Here is a 19224-nt window from a genome sequence, read left to right on the forward strand (position 1 = left end):
CGGTCCTCCGTAGCTCAATTGGCAGAGCAGCCGGCTGTTAACCGGCAGGTTACTGGTTCGAGTCCAGTCGGGGGAGCATGCTGAACAAGGACCCCGTCGGGGTCCTTTTTCATGTCCGGCCTCTTCTCCCGGGAACCGTGCAGGTCGCGGGGGAGTCCTTGAGGGCAGGCGAAGTCGACCATACGAAGCAGGAGATCGTATGAGCGGCTATGCTGCGGCAGACGGCGCGCACACATGTACGCGACACGCCGCTATGGGGCGGTAGCTCAGCCGGTTAGAGCAGCGGACTCATAATCCGTCGGCCGTGGGTTCGAGTCCCACCCGCCCCACCCACTCGCTACGCGAGCAGAACCGTTTCTATCTGCGGAAACGTGAGAGCGGGGGCATCGCCCGAAGGCAGTGACCCCCGCTCATCCGTTCAGACCAAGATCCAGGGGACACGCAGGGGACACGCGGCCGGGGGACGGCTGGTCAGGAGTTGAACGGTGTGGATCCGTCGTCCGTGACGATGCGCCACAGATGGTCGGCGGTGCCGTTGTCGTCCCACTGCAGGACCGGGGCCCCGGATGCGGTGGACATGTTCTGGATGCCCAGGACCATGCCGCTGTTCCTGTTGACGATCTTGCAGTAGCCGCCGCCCGCGTCCACCACCGACCACAGGTGGTCGGAGGTGAGGGTGTCGCCCCACTGCAACGCTGTCGCCCCCGCCGTCTTGGAGGCGTCCTTGATGCCGAGGACCTGGCCGCTGTTGGTGTTGAAGATCTTGTAGTAGCCGTTCTCGGCGGGGACGATCTTCCACCAGTGGTTGGCCGTGCTGTCGGACGTCTGCTGCTGGGCGGCGCCACCGGCGTTGGTCGAGGAGCCGGCGATACCGAGCTCCAGGTTGCTGTTCTTGTTGACGATCTTCACGACCGGTGTCTCCGGATACCAGGACTCCAGCTCCGTGACGCCGACGAACTTGCCCGCCTGCGGGGTGAAGACCACCCGGAACTGGGAGGTGGTGATGGTCGGGAAGGTCACCTCGTTGGCGTTGTCGGCGACCGGGGTCGCCGGGCTCTTCGTCTGGCTCGGGACGTTCACCCACGCCCCGTCCTTGAGGTACTGGACGGTGTAGCTCGCCGGTGCGCGGACGCCCGCGCCGTCGTCGTAGGTGTAGAACTTCACCTCGTTGATCTTCCGTGGCGCGCCGAAGTCGACGCCGAGGTGGTCGGTGGCGTTCGGCGAGCCGGAGTTGGTCCACCGGTCGTCGGGGATCTTGTCGTAGCGGATCCAGCCGTCGGTGGCCCGTAGCGGGGCGTCGAACGTGGTGGGCTTGCAGGTCTGGCCGCTGTGGCAGTGCGGGCCGTTGGAGACGGTGTTGGTGTAGGAGGCGAAGGCCTTCGGGTAGGGCTGGGTGATGGTGCGGCCCAGCCAGTCCTGCTCGGCGGTCAGGGGGTTGGCCGCCACGTTCATCATCCGCGCGGGCTGCGCCGGGGTGACCGGGGCGGCCACGTTCACCGTGGTGTTCCCGACGGTCGCGGACTGGTGGATGCGCTGGCCGTCCTGGAAGATCTGCAGGCCGCTGCCCTTGCCGTAGTGCGTGCCGTCACGGTCCCAGCGGATCGCGTACGTGTGCCCGTGGTACGGCAGGCTCTCCACCGCGAACCAGTCCCAGCCGGACGGGATCAGCGGCTTCAGCACCAGTGTGTTGTTCGCCTGCGGCTTGATGCCGAGCAGGCCGGTGAGGACCAGGTCGTTGAAGCTGGAGTGGTTGTAGTTCTCGCTGAAGTTGAACCCGTCGTAGATCCACTCACCGGTGTCGCCGTTGGCGGCCTCGGCGATGTAGGGCTTGCCGTCCTTGTGCTGGAGGTCGGCGAACTGCGCCAGCATCGTCTGGTAGTCCTGCTTGGTGACGTAGCTCTGTGCCGGGTAGTCCTGGAGCAGGTTCGCCATGCCGGTCAGGACCTGGCTCGTCTGGAAGGGCCAGCTCGGGCCGTTCCAGTGGCAGCAGTTGGCGTCGTCGCGCTGCTGGGAGGCGGGGATCGCCTCGTAGTTGAAGTACGGGTTCGCCGTGATGCGGTCGAGCTCGGCGAAGCTGGTGCCCGTGGCGAACTTCAGCGTGTTGGCCCCGGCCTTCATCGGGACCTGCACGGTGACGGCCTGCGACTCCGAGAACCTGCCCCAGGCCCCGGTGGACGGGTAGCTGACGGTGATCGGGTTGGCGGTGTCGTCGTTGGCGATGAGCTTGTGGGTCGACGTGCCGCTGGTGCCGTTGGCGTAGTACACGGTCACCGGGTACGTCCCGGCGCCGGGCGCGTCCACGGTGAACGTGACGTAGCTGTCGTCGAAGTCGATCTGCCCGATGTACTGGCCGTTGGAGGCCGTCGACGAGCTGAAGAGGTTCGCGTGGTTACGGGCGGCCTGCTCGGCCTCGAAGTCGTGCACCCGCTCCAGGGTCGTCGGCCCGAACGGCGCCTTGAACCGCTTCGAGTCCGTCAGGTGCTTCCACGCCGAGGCGTACTGCGCGTCGGGCAGGTTGAACGCCCAGGGGGCGTAGCCCATCAGCTCCCGCCAGGTCGTCCTGGTCTGCTTCAGGGTGCCGTTGGTGCTGTCCGTGTTGTAGACCTGCATGAAGAAGTTGCGCTGCGGGTCCCAGAGCGAGTTCTGGACGGCGGCCTTCAGTTGCGCGGCCTTGGCGTCGTACTCGTTCGCGGTCGCGGTGTCGCCGTTCATGGTGGCGATCTTGCTGATCGCCTGGGCGGCGGCGAACATGTACGCGTTGATCGTGGGCCGGTACCCGCGGCCACCGCTGAACCAGTTGCTGCTGTGCATCGACGTCTCGGTGTATTCCGTGGCGTCGGACAGAGGTGTCTGGTGGTACAGGTCGCTGGTCGACTGGGTGCCGTTCACCGTGACGTCGGTGTTGAAGTTGGAGTCCCACCGCTTGTACAGGGCGATGAGGTGCGGCAGGGCGGACTTGATCTGCGCGGCGTCCCCGGTGACGAGGTAGCGCTGGTACGCGGCGCTGGTGATCCACTCGCTGAAGTTCCGCACCCCCGAGTTGCCCGCCCCGCGCAGCCAGAAATCCAGGTAGTCACCGGCGTAGTCGCGGTTGCGCAGCCAGCGCCCGTCGAGCAGGTGGTAGCCGGCCGCGTCCGAGAGGGCGGTGTACGGGTTCCCGGCGTAGCCGATGGGCACGTCGTACTCGGTCGACACGTAACCCGTGCCCGGCACGGTGTAGCGGAGCGCACGCTTGTAGGTGCTCCACCGGTAGTAGTAGACGTCGTCGATGTCGTTGTCGGGGGTGTCGACGAACGGGATGTTGTCCTTGTACCACTGCCGCTCGTCGAGCTGGTTGGCGGCAAGGATCGCGTCCTTGTCGAGCGCGACGGCGTTGGGGTCGTCGGCTGCTTGAGCGGGAGTTGCCCCCGGCCCTCCCGCCAACAGGGTCGCGGACAGCGTCGAGCCGCACAGCGCGACCACCAGGCGGTTGCTGAATCTGGGCCGGTAACGCATTGAGGTGTCCTCCATTGGGCACTCACGCGGGCGTATTCGAAATGCCGGACGTTGTTCGAAATTCTGGGAAACGGTAATGGCGGCCGGCGGCGGAGACGTTCGGCGGCGGATGCCAAGGATGCCGACGCCCCTCTGGAGGCGTCGGCATCCCCGGTTCTGCCCGGGTCAGCTCGTCACGCGGAAGGTGGCGTCACTGCGGGCCGCAGTGGTGGTGATCGGGTCGAGGCGGAGTTCGTAGGCGTAGTGGCGTATGTAGCGGTCGGGGAAGTTGTACGACTGGAAGGACGACCAGCTTGAGTCGGCGAGGCCGGCCACCTGGCGGAAGGTCGCGTCCTGGGCGAACTGGCTGCTGCCGTCGTTGTAGGCGAGCTGGAAGTCGTAGGCGGAGTGCCGCAGGAAGTAGCCGGGGAAGTTCACCGACTCGAAGGAGACGGTGCCGGTGCCTGCCAGGCCGGGCCGCAGCCGGAACCGGGAGTCGTCGGCGGGGCTGACGTTCGGGTCGATGCGCACGTCCATGTTGGTGTGCCGCACGTACCGGTCCTGGAAGTTGAACGACTGGAGCCGCTGGGCCGCGGTGTTGGCATAGCGTGCGAGCACGCGGCTCTCCTCGGCGGCCGTCATGTTCAGGATCCAGCCGTGGCGCTTCTTCGTGCCGCCCATGTTGTAGCTTTCCGACGCCTGCTTCTGGTAGGCGGCGGGATTGGACGGGTCGGTCGTCAGGACCGGCATGTAACCGCCGTTGCTGGCGTACTGGTCGAGGTAGAGACCCCATTTGTTGGTGCCGTTGAACTTCATCCACATCGGGCCCTCGACCATGGAGCCGGTCAGGCCGATGCCGGAGAGGTCGCCGATCCTGGTCCACGTCCCCATGATCGAGTTGCTGCCCTCAAGGGTGATCTGCCCGTCGCCGGAGGCCCGTACGTAGCGGTAGTTGCCGACGCCGGAGGGCACCTCGATGATCTGGGTGTCGATGATGTTCTGGGTGCCGGGGCGGTCGATGTAGAGCTGCGGGGTGGTGATGGTGCGGAAGTCGCTGGTGCGGGCGGCGTAGATGCGGTGCTTCAGCACGCCGTTGAGGGTGGCGTTCGTCGCCCAGTACAGGACGTAGTCGTTGGTGGCCGGGTCCCAGATCGCCTCCGGCGCCCAGGCGTTGCGGCCGTCGGGGATCGCGCCGGCGACGTTGAGCAGCCACGGCTTCGACCAGGTGACCAGGTCCGTGGACTCCCACACCACCAGATTGCGGCTGCCGTTGGACATGGAGTCGCCCCACGACTGCCCGCAGCCGATGCACAGGTCGGTCGCGATGATCCAGTACTTACTGCCGTCGGGGGATCTCACCAGCGCGGGGTCGCGCACCCCCTTCGTACCGACCGTGGAGCGCAGGACCATCCCTCCGCCGTTGAGGTCGTTCCAGTGCAGACCGTCCGTGCTGTGCGAGAGGTACATCTGCTGATTGGTCGACCCCTCCCCGGTGAAGTGCACCATCAGGTAGCCGGGGTCGGCGGCCGCGGCCTGCTGTGGCGTGGTCAGGGCTTGACCCGTGAAGAGGAGGCAGGCGGCGAGCAATATCGCCGACAGCCGTGCGCGCAGCGCGGACATGTACGTCTCCTGTAGTTCTGAGGAGGCCACCATCGGGTGGAGAGGGGTGCGGTGGCGTGGTGGAGGGGGCGGCTCGGTCTCGGTGTCGGCGGGACAGACCCGGGCACCGCGCGATGTGGAACGGCGAAGTCACGGTTGCCGCCTGGGTGGGGCGGTCGTGGTAGGGGGCAGTCGGTGCGGTTGGCCGGTCCGCGCGCGGGTGGGCTTGGTGGAGCAGGACGTTCTGTGGCTTTCGGACGCTCGTGAGGTGGCGCTTCACCCTGTTTCCGCTTCGGCGTCCTGTTTTCGTGCGACTTCTGTTTCTCTCTCTTGTTCAGGCCCAGAGGCCTTCGGGGTACGGCGATGTCCGGCGGGCGACCGAAGTCTCCGCCTCCTGGTGGTGACCGCCGTTGCGTCTTACGGTGTGCCGTCCCGGTCCTTGGCTGGGGGAATTCTGCGCAGCCGATTCCCTGTCCGACCGGGGCGAGTTGTCCGAAAAATCGAACAGTGTTCGTAGAGTCGGGCAGACGTTAGGTGTGGGAAGCGGGATGCGTCAATACCTCCGACATCCTGGATCGGGACCTGGAAGGCAGTTGCCCTCAGGTTTCCGATGTGTTTCGGAGGGTGTGCGAGAGGTATTGACACCCCGAGCGCGTGGTCGTCACCGGCGACCTGGCCGCGAAGTCCGTCCACTGTGCCAACCTGCGGTGCCCGTGAACCTCGATGAGATGGCCGAGCGGGCCGGTCCTCGCGGAGCACCGTGTCGTCGGCCGGCGCCAAACCCTGGGTCGACATGCTCCCTGACCAGCCCTGGAGGCTTGTCAGCCGTCTTGCCGAGAAGTACCTGGCCGGCACCGACGGATGGAACCCGATCGGGACCTAGGCACACCGCCGGACCGGCAACACCCCCGCCCTCACGGTGCGGTGAACCACGGCGGGGCCGGGACAGCACACAGTCCTGGTCCTGGCCCCGCCGCTGCGTTCGAGCTCGGCTTCGCTCGTGCGGGAGGGACCCCGCCTGGGCCGCGGATCCGGTGTGATTCCGGCATCGACGCGTACACCATGCACGGCGTCCGGACCGCTGGGCGACGGCCGCGACGGTGTCACCAGCACTTGCGGATGCGGCTTGAGAGCTCGGCAGGCTCTCCAACCTTCCTCACCCGGCCACGAATCGGAGGGAGAACAGGGCCGATACCGGGTGACGGGCGCGCGGGACCCCTCCCGGGCACCCGCCTGTAGAACGTGCCCCATGACCACATCGGAAACATCGGCCCGCCGCCGTGCGGGCAGGCTGTCCGCGGTGCGCGGCGCGGCGGGGACATCCTGCGCCCTCCTGGCCCTCGCCGCCACGCTGACCGGCTGCGGCTCCGACTCGGGCGACGACGCGGGGGTACCCGCGCCGGCCACCCCGTCGCGTTCGGCCGAACCGTCGCCCGCCTCACCCACGTCCACGAAGCCCTCCTCGTCGCCGTCGCCGTCGCCGACCGTGGTGAAGCCGATGAAGCCGTCGACGCAGGCCGAGCTACGGGCCTGTGCGGACGGAAGCTGCACGGTCGTCGTGACGAAGGGCACCGAGATCCCGCGCGCCGATCGCCTGCGGGCGGGACCGTTCACGGTGAGCACCGTCGGTGCCGAGGGCGTGGACCTGACCTCGGTCGACGCGAGCGGATTCACCTCCAACCTCCTCGGGCAGCGACCCGACCAGGGCGGGCCCTCCACCGTCAACGAGCTGTCGATCGCCGTTCTCGCCATCGTGGAGGACACCGCGAAGCTGCGGCTCTTCCCGGCGGAGCACTAGCTGTCGCACGCGTCAACCGAAGCAACGCTTTTGCATGCGCCTTCGAGGAGGAATGGCCATGGGGCAGGTACGCGCGGGGGCAAGGTCAGGGGCCTGGGCTGTCGGCGCGGTCGTCAGCCTGGCGGTGTTGTACGCGATCGGGGTGTTCGCCTTCGGCGGCGCGGGGTGGATCACCGCCCCGTTCCGCGGTGAGGTGGACAAGCGCGAGAACACCGTCGGCTCGGGCGAGTTCCGTCAGACCACGTACGAGGAGTTCTTCGGTCTGTGCGAGGCCGTGCAGAACGCCGAAGGGACGATCCAGGCGCTCCGGGAGGAGCGGAAGACCGCTTCGCGGACTCGCACGACGCAGATCGACCAGTCGATCACCGCGCTGAAGGCCACGCGGATCGAGTCGGTCAACGCCTACAACTCGAAGGCCGCCCAGGAGCACCGCGCGCCCTTCCGTGACAAGGATCTGCCGTCCCGGCTGGATGCCACCGCCGAGCGCACGACGTGCACCAACTGATCCCCATCTCATCCCGGGAAGAGGGCGGCACCGCATGAAGAAGTTCCAGTTCGCGCGCACGGCCCTGGCCACTGTCGTCGCGCTCGTTGTGGGCCTTGCCCTGACGTCCTGCACCGACTCCAGCCAGGACAAGGAGAACAAGGCCAAGCAGGAGAACTACGACCGCCTCGTGGCCCAGCAGCCGGCGGGCCGAATGGAGTACTCGCCGACCCGTGAAGCGATCAACCAGTGGATCAAGACGTGGGGGAAGCGGGGCAAACTCTCGTACGTCTACATCCAGAACGCCAACGGCGAGTACGGATACTTCATCATGAAGGGCCTGCCGGTGCCGCGCTGCAAGATGCTCACTCCGACAGAGAAGGCGGAGTCCTCCTCCCACGGCGTCGCGGTCCTCGAACAGCCCGGCATGGACGGCACGTACACGTCGGGTTCCACCTGCAACGCCTACTACGGTTTCGACGCCACGACGGATGCGTACATGGAGTTCACGGTCGGCACGAACCAGTCGTTCTTCCTGTTCGACAAACCCATGACGATGCCGGAGTACGCCAGCGCCAAGCAGTTGGGGCCGACCTCGGTCAAGGACGTCGACTCCCCGTGAGGTCGTGAGGCCTTATGCGCCGTTGGCTGGACGGATGAAAACGATCTGCTCCATCAGAGGTGCCGCGATCGGCTGTTGAGCACCGCAGGGATTCGCTCGGCTCCGTGATGAACAGGAAGCTCGACAAGGACGGGGACGTCTGCCCGCCCGTACTTGGCGGCTGAAGTAGGTCCTGTACGGCCCCGACCCTGAGTACCCGTACTCATGCTCGAGTGCGCCCTCCGGTCCACCGTGGAGAACACGATCCGGACCGATCCGAGGGAATCCCGATGCCGAATGCCTCCCGTCCGCGCCGCCTCCCGCGGCTGCGGCGGTTCCTTGCCCTCGCCACGGACAACTGGCACGCCCGGGGATATCTCGCGGTCGTCGCCGTGTCCGTCCTGGTCATGGTGGTCTTCCCGGACAGCGGCTTGGCTGCGAGCCCGATGATGCTCACGGCGCCCCTCTCCTTCGCGGGAGTGGTCCTCCCCTTCGGTCCCGGTACCGAGGGCGGTGGGGCGGTCGAGGTGTTCGCCGTCGGCTCCTGGGCCGTATGGCTGCTCGTGTGCGCTGTCGTGAACGCCGCCGTGCTCGGTGCCCTAGCCACCAGGTCCGCGTCCGCCGCGACGGATGTGGCCGCGCAGCCCCGTCCGGGGAGGGTTCCGGCGCTGCTGGCGCCCGCGGTGGACAACTGGCTCGCGCGTGGGTACCTGGCCGTGGTCGCGGCGGCGGTGGGGTTCTTCCTATGGGCCGCGTACCTGTCTCCGGACCCGGGGTTCGCCGGGATCTGGCCGCTCATGGCGACGGCGCCGCTCAGCATCCTCGCCCTGCTGGTGGCGGCACCCGCCGAGTGGGGCTCCTCGGTCGCCTGGCTGAGCCCGTTGATGTTCTCCGCCGGTGCGGCCCTGGCCGGGCTGTTCAACGCCGTGCTGCTCGGCCGGCTCGCACACAGGCTGCGGGCGCGGGAGGCGCGCCCGGCCGTCTGACGGACGGAAGGCGCCTCGGCGACACTCGCCGGGCCGTGGGTCCGAGCCCCGTCACTCGCAGACGATCTCGTCACGCGGTGTGTAGTGGGTGCGGAACGGCTCCCGCTTCACTTCGCGGCCGTCGGCGTAGAAGACTCGCTCCACCTTGACGTCGAAGCCTTCGAGCGGGGTCTGCGGCACGCACTTCTCGTCGGTGCTCACCTTCTCCTCCGGCTGCTTCACGTTCTCGCGCGGCCCGGTGACCGACTCGATCTCGTCGTACTTCCGGGTGCCGAGGAAGGTGATGGTCACCGAGGTGTCGGTGGCGTCGGCCTGGATGTAGATGGCGTTGCCGGAGTCGTTCTTGAACCGCAGGTCCAGGCTGCCCCAGGCGACCGTCGCCTCGCGGCCCTCCGGGTAGCGCTCGATGTAGAAGGAGTGGGCGCCGTACTCCACGGGCTTGACCCCGGCGAAGAACATCGCGTTGAACATGGTCGTGGCCACGGCGGAGACACCGCCGCCGGGTGCCTTGGTGAACTCGTCGTTGAGGATCATGATGCCCTCGGTGAAGCCGTTGGCCTCGGTGCGTTCGCCGACGGTGCGGTTGAAGCTCCAGGTCTGGTCCGGCATCACCACGGACCCGTTGATCAGTTCCGCGGCCCGGCCGATGTTCTTCGTGCGGTACGGCGCCGGCTCGAACTTGACCGTGAAGGAGGACATCTTCTCCGTCAGGCCCAGCCGCGCGGCGTTCTCGGCGGTCACCTGCGGCTGGGTCACGCGCGCGGCGACCTCGCCGGTGCGGGCGGTGATGCCCGACTTGGTGAGCAGCGGCAGCACGGCCTTGCCCAGCGCCTTGTCGGTGACCAGGACGCCGGGCCTGGCGTCGTCCACCGCCACGACCTCGCCGCCGTCCAGGCCCAGGGTGGCGTTCCGGGGCTCGGCAGGCAGGTCGGACAGGGGCTCGGCCACCGCGGGGGCGGCGCGCAGGCCCTTGGCGTCCAGCTTCGGGGTGAGCTTGCCGGCGCCGTCAGGGCGCATCGTCAGGTACTCGCCGAGGACGTCCGGGTCGATCGTGAACCGTTCGCCGGCCGCGGCGAGCCTGACCGGCGCCGACATGGCAGGCTGCGCGAACTCGCGCACCGCCCGCCGCACCTCCGCCGCCGTGACCTCGGGTTTCGTCTCGCGGGCGGGCAGGGCCGTGACGGAGTCGGCCTTGCCGCTGAGGAAGGCGGTGCGCAGGGGGGCGAGCGCGGCGTCCGTGTCCAGCGCGTAGCCGCCCCGTGGGGAGACCTGCCGGACCTCGCCGTCCGCGAACGTGACGGCGCCGTCGCGGACCTTCTGGTCCAGTGACTTCGCCAGCTTTCCGAGGGCGGCGTGGGCCTTGTCCTCGTCGACGTCCACGACCGGCTCGACGGCGCCGCCCGAGCGGAAGAGGCCGCCGATCACGGTGAACGGATCGGCGGCGTGGGTGCGCGCCGCGTGGTCGACCGTCTTCTCGTAGTTGAAGGTGATGCCCACCTGCCGTGGATCGACCGTGCCCTTGCGCTCACCGACTGTCACGGTCAGCTCCCGCGAGGCGGCGGGGCCCAGCCGGTCCTCCAGCTTCCGGACGGCCTCCGCACGGCTCAGGCCCCCGATGTCGACACCGCGCACCGTCGTGCCGGCGTCTATGTCCCCGCCCGCGACCAGCAGCCCGGCGACGTACAGGCCGCCGATGCTGACGGTCAGGGCGCCGCCCGCCAGGGCGAGGGGCGGAAGGGAGGCGATACGGGGAGCTGAGGAGAGTCGCGGGACGGAGGGTACGCGCAGGCGCATGGGTCTCCAGGGCGGATGGTCGGCTGGGACGGCGCGTCCGGTGACGCGTCGCTGTGCGCGAGGCAAGCACATCCAGCTAGCCATAATCGGGCGAAAACGCCTATGCCGTAGACCACGTATGTTTCAGGTCACGTACTTCAGGTCACGCGCCTGCCGCAGCTCAGGCCCCCGCCTTCACCGCCAGCACCGGGCAGCCCACCCCCAGCAAAATCTGCTGTGCCGCCGAGCCCATGATCAGCTTGCCGACCGCGCTGCGCCGGCGCATGCCGATCACCACCAGGGACGCCTCCGTCTTCTCCGCCAGGTCGATGATCTCCTCGGCGGCGTCGCGGGCGCCGAGGACCTGGCGGAGGTCGAAGTCGACGCCCAGTGCCGCGAGGTCCTCGCGTACGTGGCTCAGGTCGGGCTCCTGGGCGAAGTGGGGGTCGACATAGGCGTCGCCCCGGGTGGTGTTCACCACCAGCAGCTTCTCGCCGCGCCGACGGGCCTCGTCGATGCCCGCACGCAGCGCTGCCTCGCCCTCGGGGGAGGGGACGTAGCCGACCAGGATGGTCATCTCGATCTCCAGATCTCTCAGGCTGCGCTTCGCGCGCGCAGGGGACGTACGACGAACCTGCGGATCAGCGGCCACACCAGGACCAGCACGATCGCCGTGTAGACCGTGTACGACACCGGGCCGCCCAGCAGGCCCGACAGCTCGCCGCCGGAGAGCTGCAGCGAGCGTCGGCCCTGCAGCTCCGCGCGCGGGCCCAGGATCACGCCGACGATCAGCGGCAGGACCGGCAGTCCGAAGCGTCGCATGGCGAAGCCGAGGAGGCCCAGGCTGAGGAGGATGAACAGGTCCAAGGGCTGGGCGTTGACGGCGTAGGCGCCCATCGTGGCGAAGAACAGGATGCCCGCGTAGAGGTAGGGGCGCGGGATCTGGAGCAGCTTCGCCCAGGCCGGGGCCAGGGGGAGGTTCAGCAGCAGGAGCAGCAGGTTGCCGATGAACAGGCTCGCGATCAGGACCCAGACCAGGCTCGCCTCGCGATCGAGGAGCAGGGGGCCGGGCTGGATGCCGTACGACTGGAAGGCCGCCAGCATGACCGCCGCCGTGGCGTTGGTCGGCAGGCCGAGCGCCAGCATCGGGACCAGCGTGCCCGCCGCGGACGCGTTGTTCGCGGCCTCCGGACCGGCCACGCCCTCGATGGCGCCCTTGCCGAACTCCTCGGGATGCTTGGAGAGCCGCTTCTCCGTGATGTACGACATGAAGGTCGGGATCTCCGCGCCACCGGCCGGCAACGCGCCGAACGGGAAGCCGTACGCCGTGCCCCGCAGCCAGGGCTTCCAGGACCGCTGCCAGTCCTTCTTGCCCATCCACGGGCGGCCCACCGGGATCACCTCGGCCGGCCTGCGCCGCAGATGCGCGGCCACCCACAGCGCCTCGCCGACGGCGAAGATGCCGACCGCGACCACGACGACGTCGATGCCGTCGGCCAGCTGCGGGATGCCCAGGGTCAGGCGCTGCTGGCCCGACTGGTCGATGCCGACCACGCCGATCGTCAGGCCCAGCAGGAGCGAGATGAGGCCCCGGATGCGGGACGAGCCCAGCACCGACGTGACGGCTATGAACGCCAGCAGCATCAGCGCGAAGTAGTCGGGAGCGCCCAGGCTGACCGCGAAGTCGACCACGAACGGCATGAGCAGAACCAGCAGCAGCGTGCCGATGGTGCCCGCGACGAAGGAGCCGATCGCCGCTGTGGCGAGGGCCTGGGCCGCCCGGCCCGCCTTCGCCATCCTGTTGCCCTCGATGGCCGTGACCACGGAGGACGACTCGCCGGGGGTGTTCAGCAGGATCGACGTCGTCGAGCCGCCGTACATGCCGCCGTAGAAGATGCCGGCGAACATGATGAACGCCTGCACCGGCTCCATGCCGTACGTGATCGGCAGCAGCAAGGCCACCGTCATCGCCGGGCCGATGCCCGGCAGGACGCCCACCGCGGTGCCGATGACGACACCGATGAGGGCGAGCAGCAGGTTCATCGGGTCCATGACGTCCGCGAAGCCCTGCATGAGGTTGTTCAGGTTGTCCATCAGGGCCTCACAGGATTCCTTGCAGGACGCCGGCGGGGAGGTTCACGCCGAGGCCGATCGCGAACGCGTAGAACGTCGTCAGGGAGAGCGTCGCCGAGATGAGCAGGTTGCGGATGTAGTGGCGGTTGCCCAGGGCGAACGCCGTGCCCCAGAAGAGCAGGCCGCCGCTGATCACCCAGCCGAGACGCTCGATGAGCAGCGCGTTCGCCACGAACACCGCGATCAGCAGCAGCACCGTGCGCCAGTCGCTGCCCTGGGACAGGTCGACGTCCTCGCCGGCCTCCGGCTCACCGCGGCCGCCCCGGGCCACGTCGACGGCGTACAGCACCGCGAGCAGCAACAGCAGCGCGCCCAGGAGCAGCGGCACCGCGCGCGGCCCGACCGGGTCGGTGCCGTTGGTGACGCGCTCGATGCCGAGGGCGTCCACGATCACTGCGGTGCCCAGCAGGGCGAGGAACGCGCACATGCCGTACTGTGCGCGGTCCCCGCCCTCCCGGGACGGACGGGAGTCCTCCACGGTCCGTTCGTCTTTCAGTCCGTCCTTCACCTCGGAGCTCATGCCAGCCCGAGCTCTGCCAGCAGGTCGGCGACCGCCTTGTCCTGCTCGGTCAGGTAGGTGCCGAACTCGTCACCGGTGGCGAAGGCGTCGACCCAGCCGTTCTTCTCCAGCTGTGCCTTCCAGTCGTCCGAGTCGTGCATCGTGGTCAGCGCGTCGATCCAGGTCTGCTTCTGCTCGTCGGTGATGCCGGGAGGGGCGACGATGCCGCGCCAGTTGGTGAAGACCAGGTCGATGCCCTGGTCCTTGAGCGTGGGCGCGTCCTTCAGCGCCTCGACCGGCTTCTCGCTGCTGACGGCGAGGACGCGCACCTGGCCCGCCTCGACCTGGTCGAGGAACTCACCGAAGCCGCTGGCCCCGAAGGCGATCTTGTTGCCGAGGATGGCCGGCAGCAGCTCACCGCCGCCGTCGTACGAGACGTAGTTGACGTCCTTCGGCTTGATGCCGACGGCCTTCGCCAGCTGCATCGGAAGCAGGTGGTCGGGTCCGCCCGGCGATGAACCGCCACCCACCGCGAACTTCTTGGGGTTCTTCTTCCAGGCGGTGACGAGGTCGTCCATCGACTTGTACGGGGAGTCCTTCGGCACGACGATCGCGCCGGCCTCCTCGATCAGCCTGGCGAGCGGCGTGGTGTCGGTCAGCGTCGCCTTGGACTTGGAGGTGTACGAGGCTCCGACGACGCCGAGGCCCATCTGCATGGCAAGCTTGCCGTTGCCCTTCTCGTTCACCAGGCGCTGCAGGCCCACGGTGCCGCTGGCGCCGGGCAGGTTGAAGACCTGGACGCCGGAGGCCACCTTGGTGTCCTGCATGACCTGGGTGACGGTGCGGGCGGTGAGGTCGTAGCCGCTGCCCGGGGTGTTGGGGACCATGAGCCTCAGGCCGGTCACGGGCTTGTCGGACCCGCTTCCGCTCCCGGACTCGTCCTTGTCGGCGGTGGCACCACAGGCGCTGACCGCGAGCATGGACGCGGCGGCAAGAGTTCCGACAAGTGCGGCTCGTCGAGTTCTCATGGCTCATCTCTTTCGCTTGGGCCGATCCGGCGCCATGATTGTGCGATTCCTGAGACACCCCGTCTCGGTTCTGTGACCATTGAAGGTTGAGTTCATAGTGGTCATCACGGCACGGCAAAAACGGGGCCAGACGCTCGCCGGTGAGCTGCTCGTATGGCAGCTCGCCATTGTCGTGATCGTGCTGGCCGCCGTCGCCGCGGTCTCGCTCTCGCAGTCGAAGGCGACCTTCGACCGGGTCGAGGGCCGCCGGGTGACCGCGCTCGCCGAAGAGATGGCGGGCAACCCCCTCGTACGCACCCAGCTGGTCCGGCCCGCCCCGGCCGAGATGCTCGCGCCGCTGCTCCAGTCCACGCTCACCAGGTCCGGCGTCACCTCCGCGACGGTCGCCGACGCCGACGGCGAGATCGTCGCCTCGACCAACCCCACCCTGGTCGGCACGCGGATGCCGTCCGACGGTCCGCAGGTCGCCGAGGGCCGCGGCTGGTCCGGCGAGCTGCCGGTGAACGGCGTCACCGAGCTGGTGGCACAGGCGCCGGTGCTCGGGGCGGAGGACGACAAGGCCCGCCGCATCAAGGCCGGGGACCACCTCGGCACCGTGATGATCGGGCGGGCCTCACCGTCGGTGGGGCAGCGGCTGGTGGGCGCCTCGTCCTATCTGCTCGTCTACCTCGGCGTCGCCAGCGTCCTCGGGGTGGCCGGTTCCTGGCTGCTGGCCCGGCGGATCAAACAGCAGACCTTCGGCATGGAGCCGCGCGAGATCGCCGGGCTCGCCGAACACCGGGAGGCGATGCTGTTCGGGATCGCCGAGGGCGTGGTGGCCCTCGACCCGCAGCAGCGGCTCACCCTCGTGAACGCCGTCGGCCGGGGACTGCTGGACCTGCCCGAGAACTGCGTCGGGATGAGCCTGGCCGACCTGGGGATCGAGGGGCGGCTGTACGACGTCCTGGCCGGGACCGCCGACGAGGCCGAGCCCGGTGGCGGGCGGCGGGACGAGGTGGTCGTACGCCGGGGCCGCGTGCTGGTGATGAACCGGATGGACGTCACCAAGGACGGCCGCCGCCTCGGCTCGGTGACGACCCTGCGCGACCGCACCGAACTCGCCCAGCTGGAACGGGAGTTGGGCTCCTTCCGCAGCACCACCGAGCTGCTGCGGGCCCAGGCCCACGAGTTCTCCAACCAGCTGCACACCATCTCCGGGCTCATCCAGATCGGCGAGCACGACGAGGTCGTACGGTACGTCCGCGCCCTGCGCAAACACCGCGAGTCGCTCGACCTGAACCTCACCAGCCGGGTCCGCGACCGGGCTGTCGCCGCGCTGCTCATGGCCAAGTCGTCGCTCGCCGCGGAACGCAAGGTGCGGTTGAAGATCTCCGAGCGCACCGCCCTGGAGCGCCTTGAGCCGACCGACTCGGCGGACGTGGCGACCGTGCTCGGCAACCTCGTGGACAACGCGGTCGACGCGGCTGCCGCCGGAGACGACGATCACGACGCGTGGGTCGAGGTCGAACTGCGCCAGGACGCCTCCAGCGTGGAGATCGTCGTACGGGACTCGGGGCCGGGGGTGGCGCCCGAGCTCGCGCAGGAGGTGTTCTCGCACGGGTTCACCACCAAGGCCGCCCAGGGCGGCGACCGGGGGATCGGCCTGGCGCTCACCCGGCTGGTGTGCAAACGGCGGGGCGGTGAGGTGTCGGTGGCCAACACGCGGGCGGGCGCCATGTTCACCGCCCGGATGTCCGTCGGCCGTCCGGCCGACCTGGCGACGGAGGGAGTCCGGTGATCGACGTACTGATCGTGGAGGACGACTTCATGGTGGCGCGGATCCACCGCGGATTCGTCAACGACGTCGACGGGTTCCGGGTGATCGGCACGGCGAACTGCGGGGAGCAGGCGCTCACCGCCGTCGCCGAGCTGCAACCCGACCTGGTGCTGCTCGACCTCTATCTGCCGGACATGTTCGGCCTGGAGATCATTCCCCGGCTGCGGACCGCCGGGCACGACTGCGACTTCATGGTGATCAGTGCCGCGCGCGAGTCGGACGCGGTGCGCGGTGCCGTACGCCAGGGCGTCGTCGACTATCTGCTCAAGCCGTTCGACGCCGGGGACCTGAGGGCGCGGCTCGAGCAGTACGCGGCGCGGCGGAGCAACCTCTACGCGGCAGTGGTCAGCGGGCAGTCCGACGTGGACCGGGCGCTGGCGCGGGGCGCGGCGCCGGCCGCCACGACGGCCACCCTGCCCAAGGGCATGAGCGTGGAGACCGCCGAGCTGATCGAACGGGAGCTGCGCGCGGCCGAAGGCAGCCTCTCCGCCGCCGAGTGCGCGGCCCGGCTCGGGGTGTCACGGGTCAGCGCCCGGCGGTACCTGGAGCACTTCAGCGTCACAGGGCGGGCGGAGGTATCGCTGCGGTACGGGCAGGCGGGGCGGCCGGAGCGGCGGTACAGCTGGGTGGACGGTTAGGGCCGCTCCCACGCCTGGCTGCCTCCCGGGTCGACCGGGCCGGCCAGCTGCACGATGTCGTCCGACGCGATGTCGTGCAGCCTGATGGCCAGGTCCTCCAGGGCGCGGCTGGCGGCGAGTTCGTCGCCGATCTCGGGGATGGGCCGGTCGATCGGATTGCGGTGCGCCACGCCCCGGCCGGTGACGGCCGACGTGTCCTGAGGCGTGCTCTGAGCCTGGTCCTGCGTGGTCAGCACGGCCTCGGCACGCGTGTCGTCGCCGTCCTCGGTGATACGGATCCGGACGGTCCACTGCTTGTCTTCCATCGAGATCACTTCCGTACGGGGGTATGAGAGCTGGGCGATTCCTCCCCCACTGACGAGCGTGCGCCTGTTCCGGGGCCGGGTCCAGCGCGAGCCGATCAGGGGCGCGCCATTCTCCCCGGGAAGTAGCCCGGGACATATCCACTCCTGCCGCGGAGGCATGACAAGTGTCTCCGTGGGCACGATGTGCCGAAAGGTTGCGCAGAGAAGGCTGGCCGCAACGGACCCGAGGTACGAGGAGGGCGTCATGAACCGCCAGACCCACGTCCGCGTTCGCGTCACCCGTCGGCCGGCCGCTCCCCGCGACACAAGGGGCGAGATCGACCGCCGCACCCCCTCGGGGCGGATCCTGCCGTACTGACACGGGCCGCCGAACGGGGGCGGCTCTTCGACCGCTTCGTACGGCTGGACGAGTCCCCGGGGGCGTGACGGGGCCGGGGACGAGGGAGCTGTCGCGGGTGACGTCACCAGCGTCTCGGATGAGCTTGGGTTTTCCTGCGTGGGGCTGGGTTTCGGCCCGGTCCCGGTGGAAAAGAGACTCCGGCTGTCGCCCATGCCGTCCGTGTGGTGTGGCGTGGGTGTGCAGGTGGAAGCCTGCGCCGAGTCCGGCCCCGCGTGGCTGGTGCCGGGTGGGGGTGCTCATCGTGTGCGGTGCCTGCCGCCTGCGCCGCCGCTGGGTGCGACGGGTGGGTGGCTGGGGCATCCGCCCCGCCGGACGCTTTCCACCCGGGGCCCACACAACGCGGCCTCGGTCACGGGCGGCCTGCGCGAAGCCCGCGAGGCGGCACCGACCGCAAGGACATGACGGCGGCCGGGCAGCCGGCGCCGAGTCTGGAGGAGGAGATCGCCGAGGTGACGCGCTGAGGCCGGCCGCAGTGGCCCGGCGGGCGCGCCCGGCGCTCAGGTGGCCGGGTCCAGTTCCAGCGGCTCGATCCTGCCCTCCAGCATGGTGCCGAGGCCCTGGACGGCGCACACGTCGGGCCGCTCGGCGATGTACACCGGCATGCCGGTGGCCTGTCGCAGCATCTGGTCGAACCCGGGCAGCAGCGCACTGCCGCCCACCATCATGATCCCGCGGTCGGCGAGGTCGGCGACCAGGTCGGGCGGGCAGTCGCGCAGCACCTTGCCGATGCTGTCGAGGACGACGGTGAGCGGGGTCTGGATGGCGTTGCGTACGGCGGCGGTGTCGACCTGGACGCTGCGGGCGAGGCCGGTGCAGACGTCACGGCCGTGGATCTCGGTGGAGGCGGGGCCGTGGGGCGTGAGCCCGTTGCCGGAGAGCGCGAGCTGCAGGGGCCGTACGCTCTGGCTGGGCAGCATGAGTTCGTGCTCGTGCCGAAGGTGCTGCACGATCGCGTGGTCGACGGCCTCGCCGCCGACCCGGACGCGTTCGGCGGTGACGATGTTGCCGAGCGAGAGCACGGCGACCTCGGTCGAGGCCGCCCCGCACACCATGATCATGCTGGCCTCGGGCTGCTCCACGGGCAGCCCGCACCCCACCGCGGCGGCGATCAGCGTGTCCACCAGCTCCACGCGCCGCGCGCCGAGCCCCACGAGCGTCTCCATGGCGGCGCGCCGGGCGAGCGGGTCGGGGTTGTGCGGAGTGCAGACCGCGGCGCGCAGGAAGGGCTTGCGGCGCAGGGTGCGGCGGATCTTGTCGCCGAGGAGCTGCCGCAGCATGCGCTGCGCCATCTCGATGTCGACGACGGTGCCGCCGGAGACGGGCCGTACGACGCGGATGTAGTCCGGGGTGCGGCCGGTCATCTTCTCCGCGAACTCACCGACGGCGATGAGGGCACCGGTACGGCTGTTGACGGCGGCGGCGGAGGGCTGGTCGACGACGAGTCCGGCGCCCTTCACATAGACGCGGGTCCTGGCCGCCCCCAGGTCGACGGCGAAGTGGCAGCGGCGCAGCTGCTCCAGAGTGGCGGTCATGGGGGGTCCTCCCGAGAGCGCAGACCATGGGTCCGCCGGGTGGGTGGCGGGCCTCGCTTGGGGTGTCTGGGTCGTGTTCGCGGGGCCGGCGTGTGGCGGCCTCCCTCGCATCGTGCGGGCGGCCGGGAGGGGGGCGCCTTTTGTAGGGGGCCGGGTGG

The 19224-nt window shown here is 69.3% G+C and carries 15 protein-coding genes and 2 tRNA genes; 8 read left to right on the forward strand and 9 right to left on the reverse strand.

Annotated features, from left to right (window positions below):
* The first annotated feature begins 3 nt into the window (after positions 1-3).
* Positions 4-76 (forward strand) — tRNA-Asn (locus ADL12_RS32905).
* Between the two features lie 179 nt (positions 77-255).
* A tRNA-Ile gene (locus ADL12_RS32910) sits at positions 256-329 on the forward strand.
* A 142-nt stretch (positions 330-471) separates the two neighbouring features.
* On the opposite strand, the gene ADL12_RS57855 is transcribed toward ADL12_RS32910, so the two are convergent.
* Together ADL12_RS57855 and ADL12_RS32920 are read right to left on the reverse strand one after the other, a co-directional pair.
* On the reverse strand, positions 472-3495 hold the full coding sequence (locus ADL12_RS57855) for an MGH1-like glycoside hydrolase domain-containing protein (protein ID WP_062708808.1): 3024 nt from the start codon (positions 3493-3495) through the stop codon (positions 472-474).
* Positions 3496-3660: 165 nt separating this feature from the next.
* A complete protein-coding gene (locus ADL12_RS32920) occupies positions 3661-5094 on the reverse strand; it encodes a glycoside hydrolase family 43 protein (protein ID WP_062708811.1) in 1434 nt (477 codons plus the stop codon).
* Between the two features lie 1228 nt (positions 5095-6322).
* Here ADL12_RS32920 and ADL12_RS32925 point away from each other — a divergent pair.
* From ADL12_RS32925 to ADL12_RS32940, 4 genes are all read left to right on the forward strand, one after another.
* Complete coding sequence (locus tag ADL12_RS32925) at positions 6323-6871, forward strand: hypothetical protein (RefSeq protein WP_062708814.1); 549 nt, start codon at positions 6323-6325, stop codon at positions 6869-6871.
* A gap of 58 nt (positions 6872-6929) precedes the next feature.
* Positions 6930-7376: a hypothetical protein gene (locus tag ADL12_RS32930; RefSeq protein ID WP_341846388.1), complete on the forward strand. Its 447-nt coding sequence runs from the start codon at positions 6930-6932 to the stop codon at positions 7374-7376.
* Between the two features lie 34 nt (positions 7377-7410).
* On the forward strand, positions 7411-7977 hold the full coding sequence (locus tag ADL12_RS32935; protein ID WP_062708821.1) for a hypothetical protein: 567 nt from the start codon (positions 7411-7413) through the stop codon (positions 7975-7977).
* 269 nt (positions 7978-8246) lie between these two features.
* A complete protein-coding gene (locus ADL12_RS32940) occupies positions 8247-8942 on the forward strand; it encodes an SCO4225 family membrane protein (protein ID WP_062708824.1) in 696 nt (231 codons plus the stop codon).
* A 51-nt stretch (positions 8943-8993) separates the two neighbouring features.
* On the opposite strand, the gene ADL12_RS32945 is transcribed toward ADL12_RS32940, so the two are convergent.
* The 5 genes from ADL12_RS32945 to ADL12_RS32965 form a co-directional block, all read right to left on the reverse strand.
* The gene (locus tag ADL12_RS32945; protein ID WP_062708826.1) at positions 8994-10736 is read right to left on the reverse strand and encodes a VanW family protein; all 1743 of its coding nucleotides are present in this window, start codon (positions 10734-10736) and stop codon (positions 8994-8996) included.
* Positions 10737-10896: 160 nt separating this feature from the next.
* Positions 10897-11292: a universal stress protein gene (locus ADL12_RS32950; protein ID WP_062708830.1), complete on the reverse strand. Its 396-nt coding sequence runs from the start codon at positions 11290-11292 to the stop codon at positions 10897-10899.
* Positions 11293-11309: 17 nt separating this feature from the next.
* Positions 11310-12809 carry a tripartite tricarboxylate transporter permease gene (locus ADL12_RS32955; RefSeq protein WP_062708832.1) on the reverse strand — a complete coding sequence of 500 codons (1500 nt, stop codon included), beginning with the start codon at positions 12807-12809 and terminating at the stop codon, positions 11310-11312.
* A 7-nt stretch (positions 12810-12816) separates the two neighbouring features.
* Positions 12817-13368: a tripartite tricarboxylate transporter TctB family protein gene (locus ADL12_RS32960; protein WP_062708835.1), complete on the reverse strand. Its 552-nt coding sequence runs from the start codon at positions 13366-13368 to the stop codon at positions 12817-12819.
* Positions 13365-14327 (reverse strand): Bug family tripartite tricarboxylate transporter substrate binding protein, encoded by a 963-nt coding sequence (locus ADL12_RS32965; RefSeq protein ID WP_208614672.1) that lies wholly within the window; start codon positions 14325-14327, stop codon positions 13365-13367. The genes ADL12_RS32960 and ADL12_RS32965 overlap by 4 nt, the downstream gene beginning before the upstream one ends.
* 145 nt (positions 14328-14472) lie before the next feature.
* On the opposite strand from ADL12_RS32965, the gene ADL12_RS32970 reads away from it, so the two are divergent.
* Both ADL12_RS32970 and ADL12_RS32975 read left to right on the forward strand, forming a co-directional pair.
* Positions 14473-16152, forward strand: a complete 1680-nt coding sequence (locus ADL12_RS32970) for a sensor histidine kinase (protein WP_208614671.1) — start codon at positions 14473-14475, stop codon at positions 16150-16152.
* Complete coding sequence (locus tag ADL12_RS32975; protein ID WP_062708841.1) at positions 16149-16829, forward strand: response regulator; 681 nt, start codon at positions 16149-16151, stop codon at positions 16827-16829. Before ADL12_RS32970 ends, ADL12_RS32975 begins: the two co-directional genes overlap by 4 nt.
* Here the strand turns inward: ADL12_RS32975 and ADL12_RS32980 are convergent.
* Positions 16826-17134 (reverse strand): DUF1876 domain-containing protein, encoded by a 309-nt coding sequence (locus tag ADL12_RS32980; RefSeq protein ID WP_062708844.1) that lies wholly within the window; start codon positions 17132-17134, stop codon positions 16826-16828. The genes ADL12_RS32975 and ADL12_RS32980 overlap by 4 nt on opposite strands.
* 897 nt (positions 17135-18031) lie before the next feature.
* Positions 18032-19066, reverse strand: a complete 1035-nt coding sequence (gene mreB / locus ADL12_RS32990; protein WP_062708849.1) for a rod shape-determining protein — start codon at positions 19064-19066, stop codon at positions 18032-18034.
* Positions 19067-19224: the final 158 nt, after the last annotated feature.

Source organism: Streptomyces regalis (assembly GCF_001509475.1).
Taxonomy (GTDB): domain Bacteria; phylum Actinomycetota; class Actinomycetes; order Streptomycetales; family Streptomycetaceae; genus Streptomyces; species Streptomyces regalis.

What these genes read in the sequence shown, in the direction of transcription:
- ADL12_RS57855 (WP_062708808.1), bottom strand. Translation starts at nt 3,495, where the DNA reads ATGCGTTACCGGCCCAGATTCAGCAACCGCCTGGTGGTCGCGCTGTGC.
- ADL12_RS32920 (WP_062708811.1), bottom strand. Translation starts at nt 5,094, where the DNA reads ATGTCCGCGCTGCGCGCACGGCTGTCGGCGATATTGCTCGCCGCCTGC.
- ADL12_RS32925 (WP_062708814.1), top strand. Translation starts at nt 6,323, where the DNA reads ATGACCACATCGGAAACATCGGCCCGCCGCCGTGCGGGCAGGCTGTCC.
- ADL12_RS32930 (WP_341846388.1), top strand. Translation starts at nt 6,930, where the DNA reads ATGGGGCAGGTACGCGCGGGGGCAAGGTCAGGGGCCTGGGCTGTCGGC.
- ADL12_RS32935 (WP_062708821.1), top strand. Translation starts at nt 7,411, where the DNA reads ATGAAGAAGTTCCAGTTCGCGCGCACGGCCCTGGCCACTGTCGTCGCG.
- ADL12_RS32940 (WP_062708824.1), top strand. Translation starts at nt 8,247, where the DNA reads ATGCCGAATGCCTCCCGTCCGCGCCGCCTCCCGCGGCTGCGGCGGTTC.
- ADL12_RS32945 (WP_062708826.1), bottom strand. Translation starts at nt 10,736, where the DNA reads ATGCGCCTGCGCGTACCCTCCGTCCCGCGACTCTCCTCAGCTCCCCGT.
- ADL12_RS32950 (WP_062708830.1), bottom strand. Translation starts at nt 11,292, where the DNA reads ATGACCATCCTGGTCGGCTACGTCCCCTCCCCCGAGGGCGAGGCAGCG.
- ADL12_RS32955 (WP_062708832.1), bottom strand. Translation starts at nt 12,809, where the DNA reads ATGGACAACCTGAACAACCTCATGCAGGGCTTCGCGGACGTCATGGAC.
- ADL12_RS32960 (WP_062708835.1), bottom strand. Translation starts at nt 13,368, where the DNA reads ATGAGCTCCGAGGTGAAGGACGGACTGAAAGACGAACGGACCGTGGAG.
- ADL12_RS32965 (WP_208614672.1), bottom strand. Translation starts at nt 14,327, where the DNA reads ATGCTCGCGGTCAGCGCCTGTGGTGCCACCGCCGACAAGGACGAGTCC.
- ADL12_RS32980 (WP_062708844.1), bottom strand. Translation starts at nt 17,134, where the DNA reads ATGGAAGACAAGCAGTGGACCGTCCGGATCCGTATCACCGAGGACGGC.
- mreB (WP_062708849.1), bottom strand. Translation starts at nt 19,066, where the DNA reads ATGACCGCCACTCTGGAGCAGCTGCGCCGCTGCCACTTCGCCGTCGAC.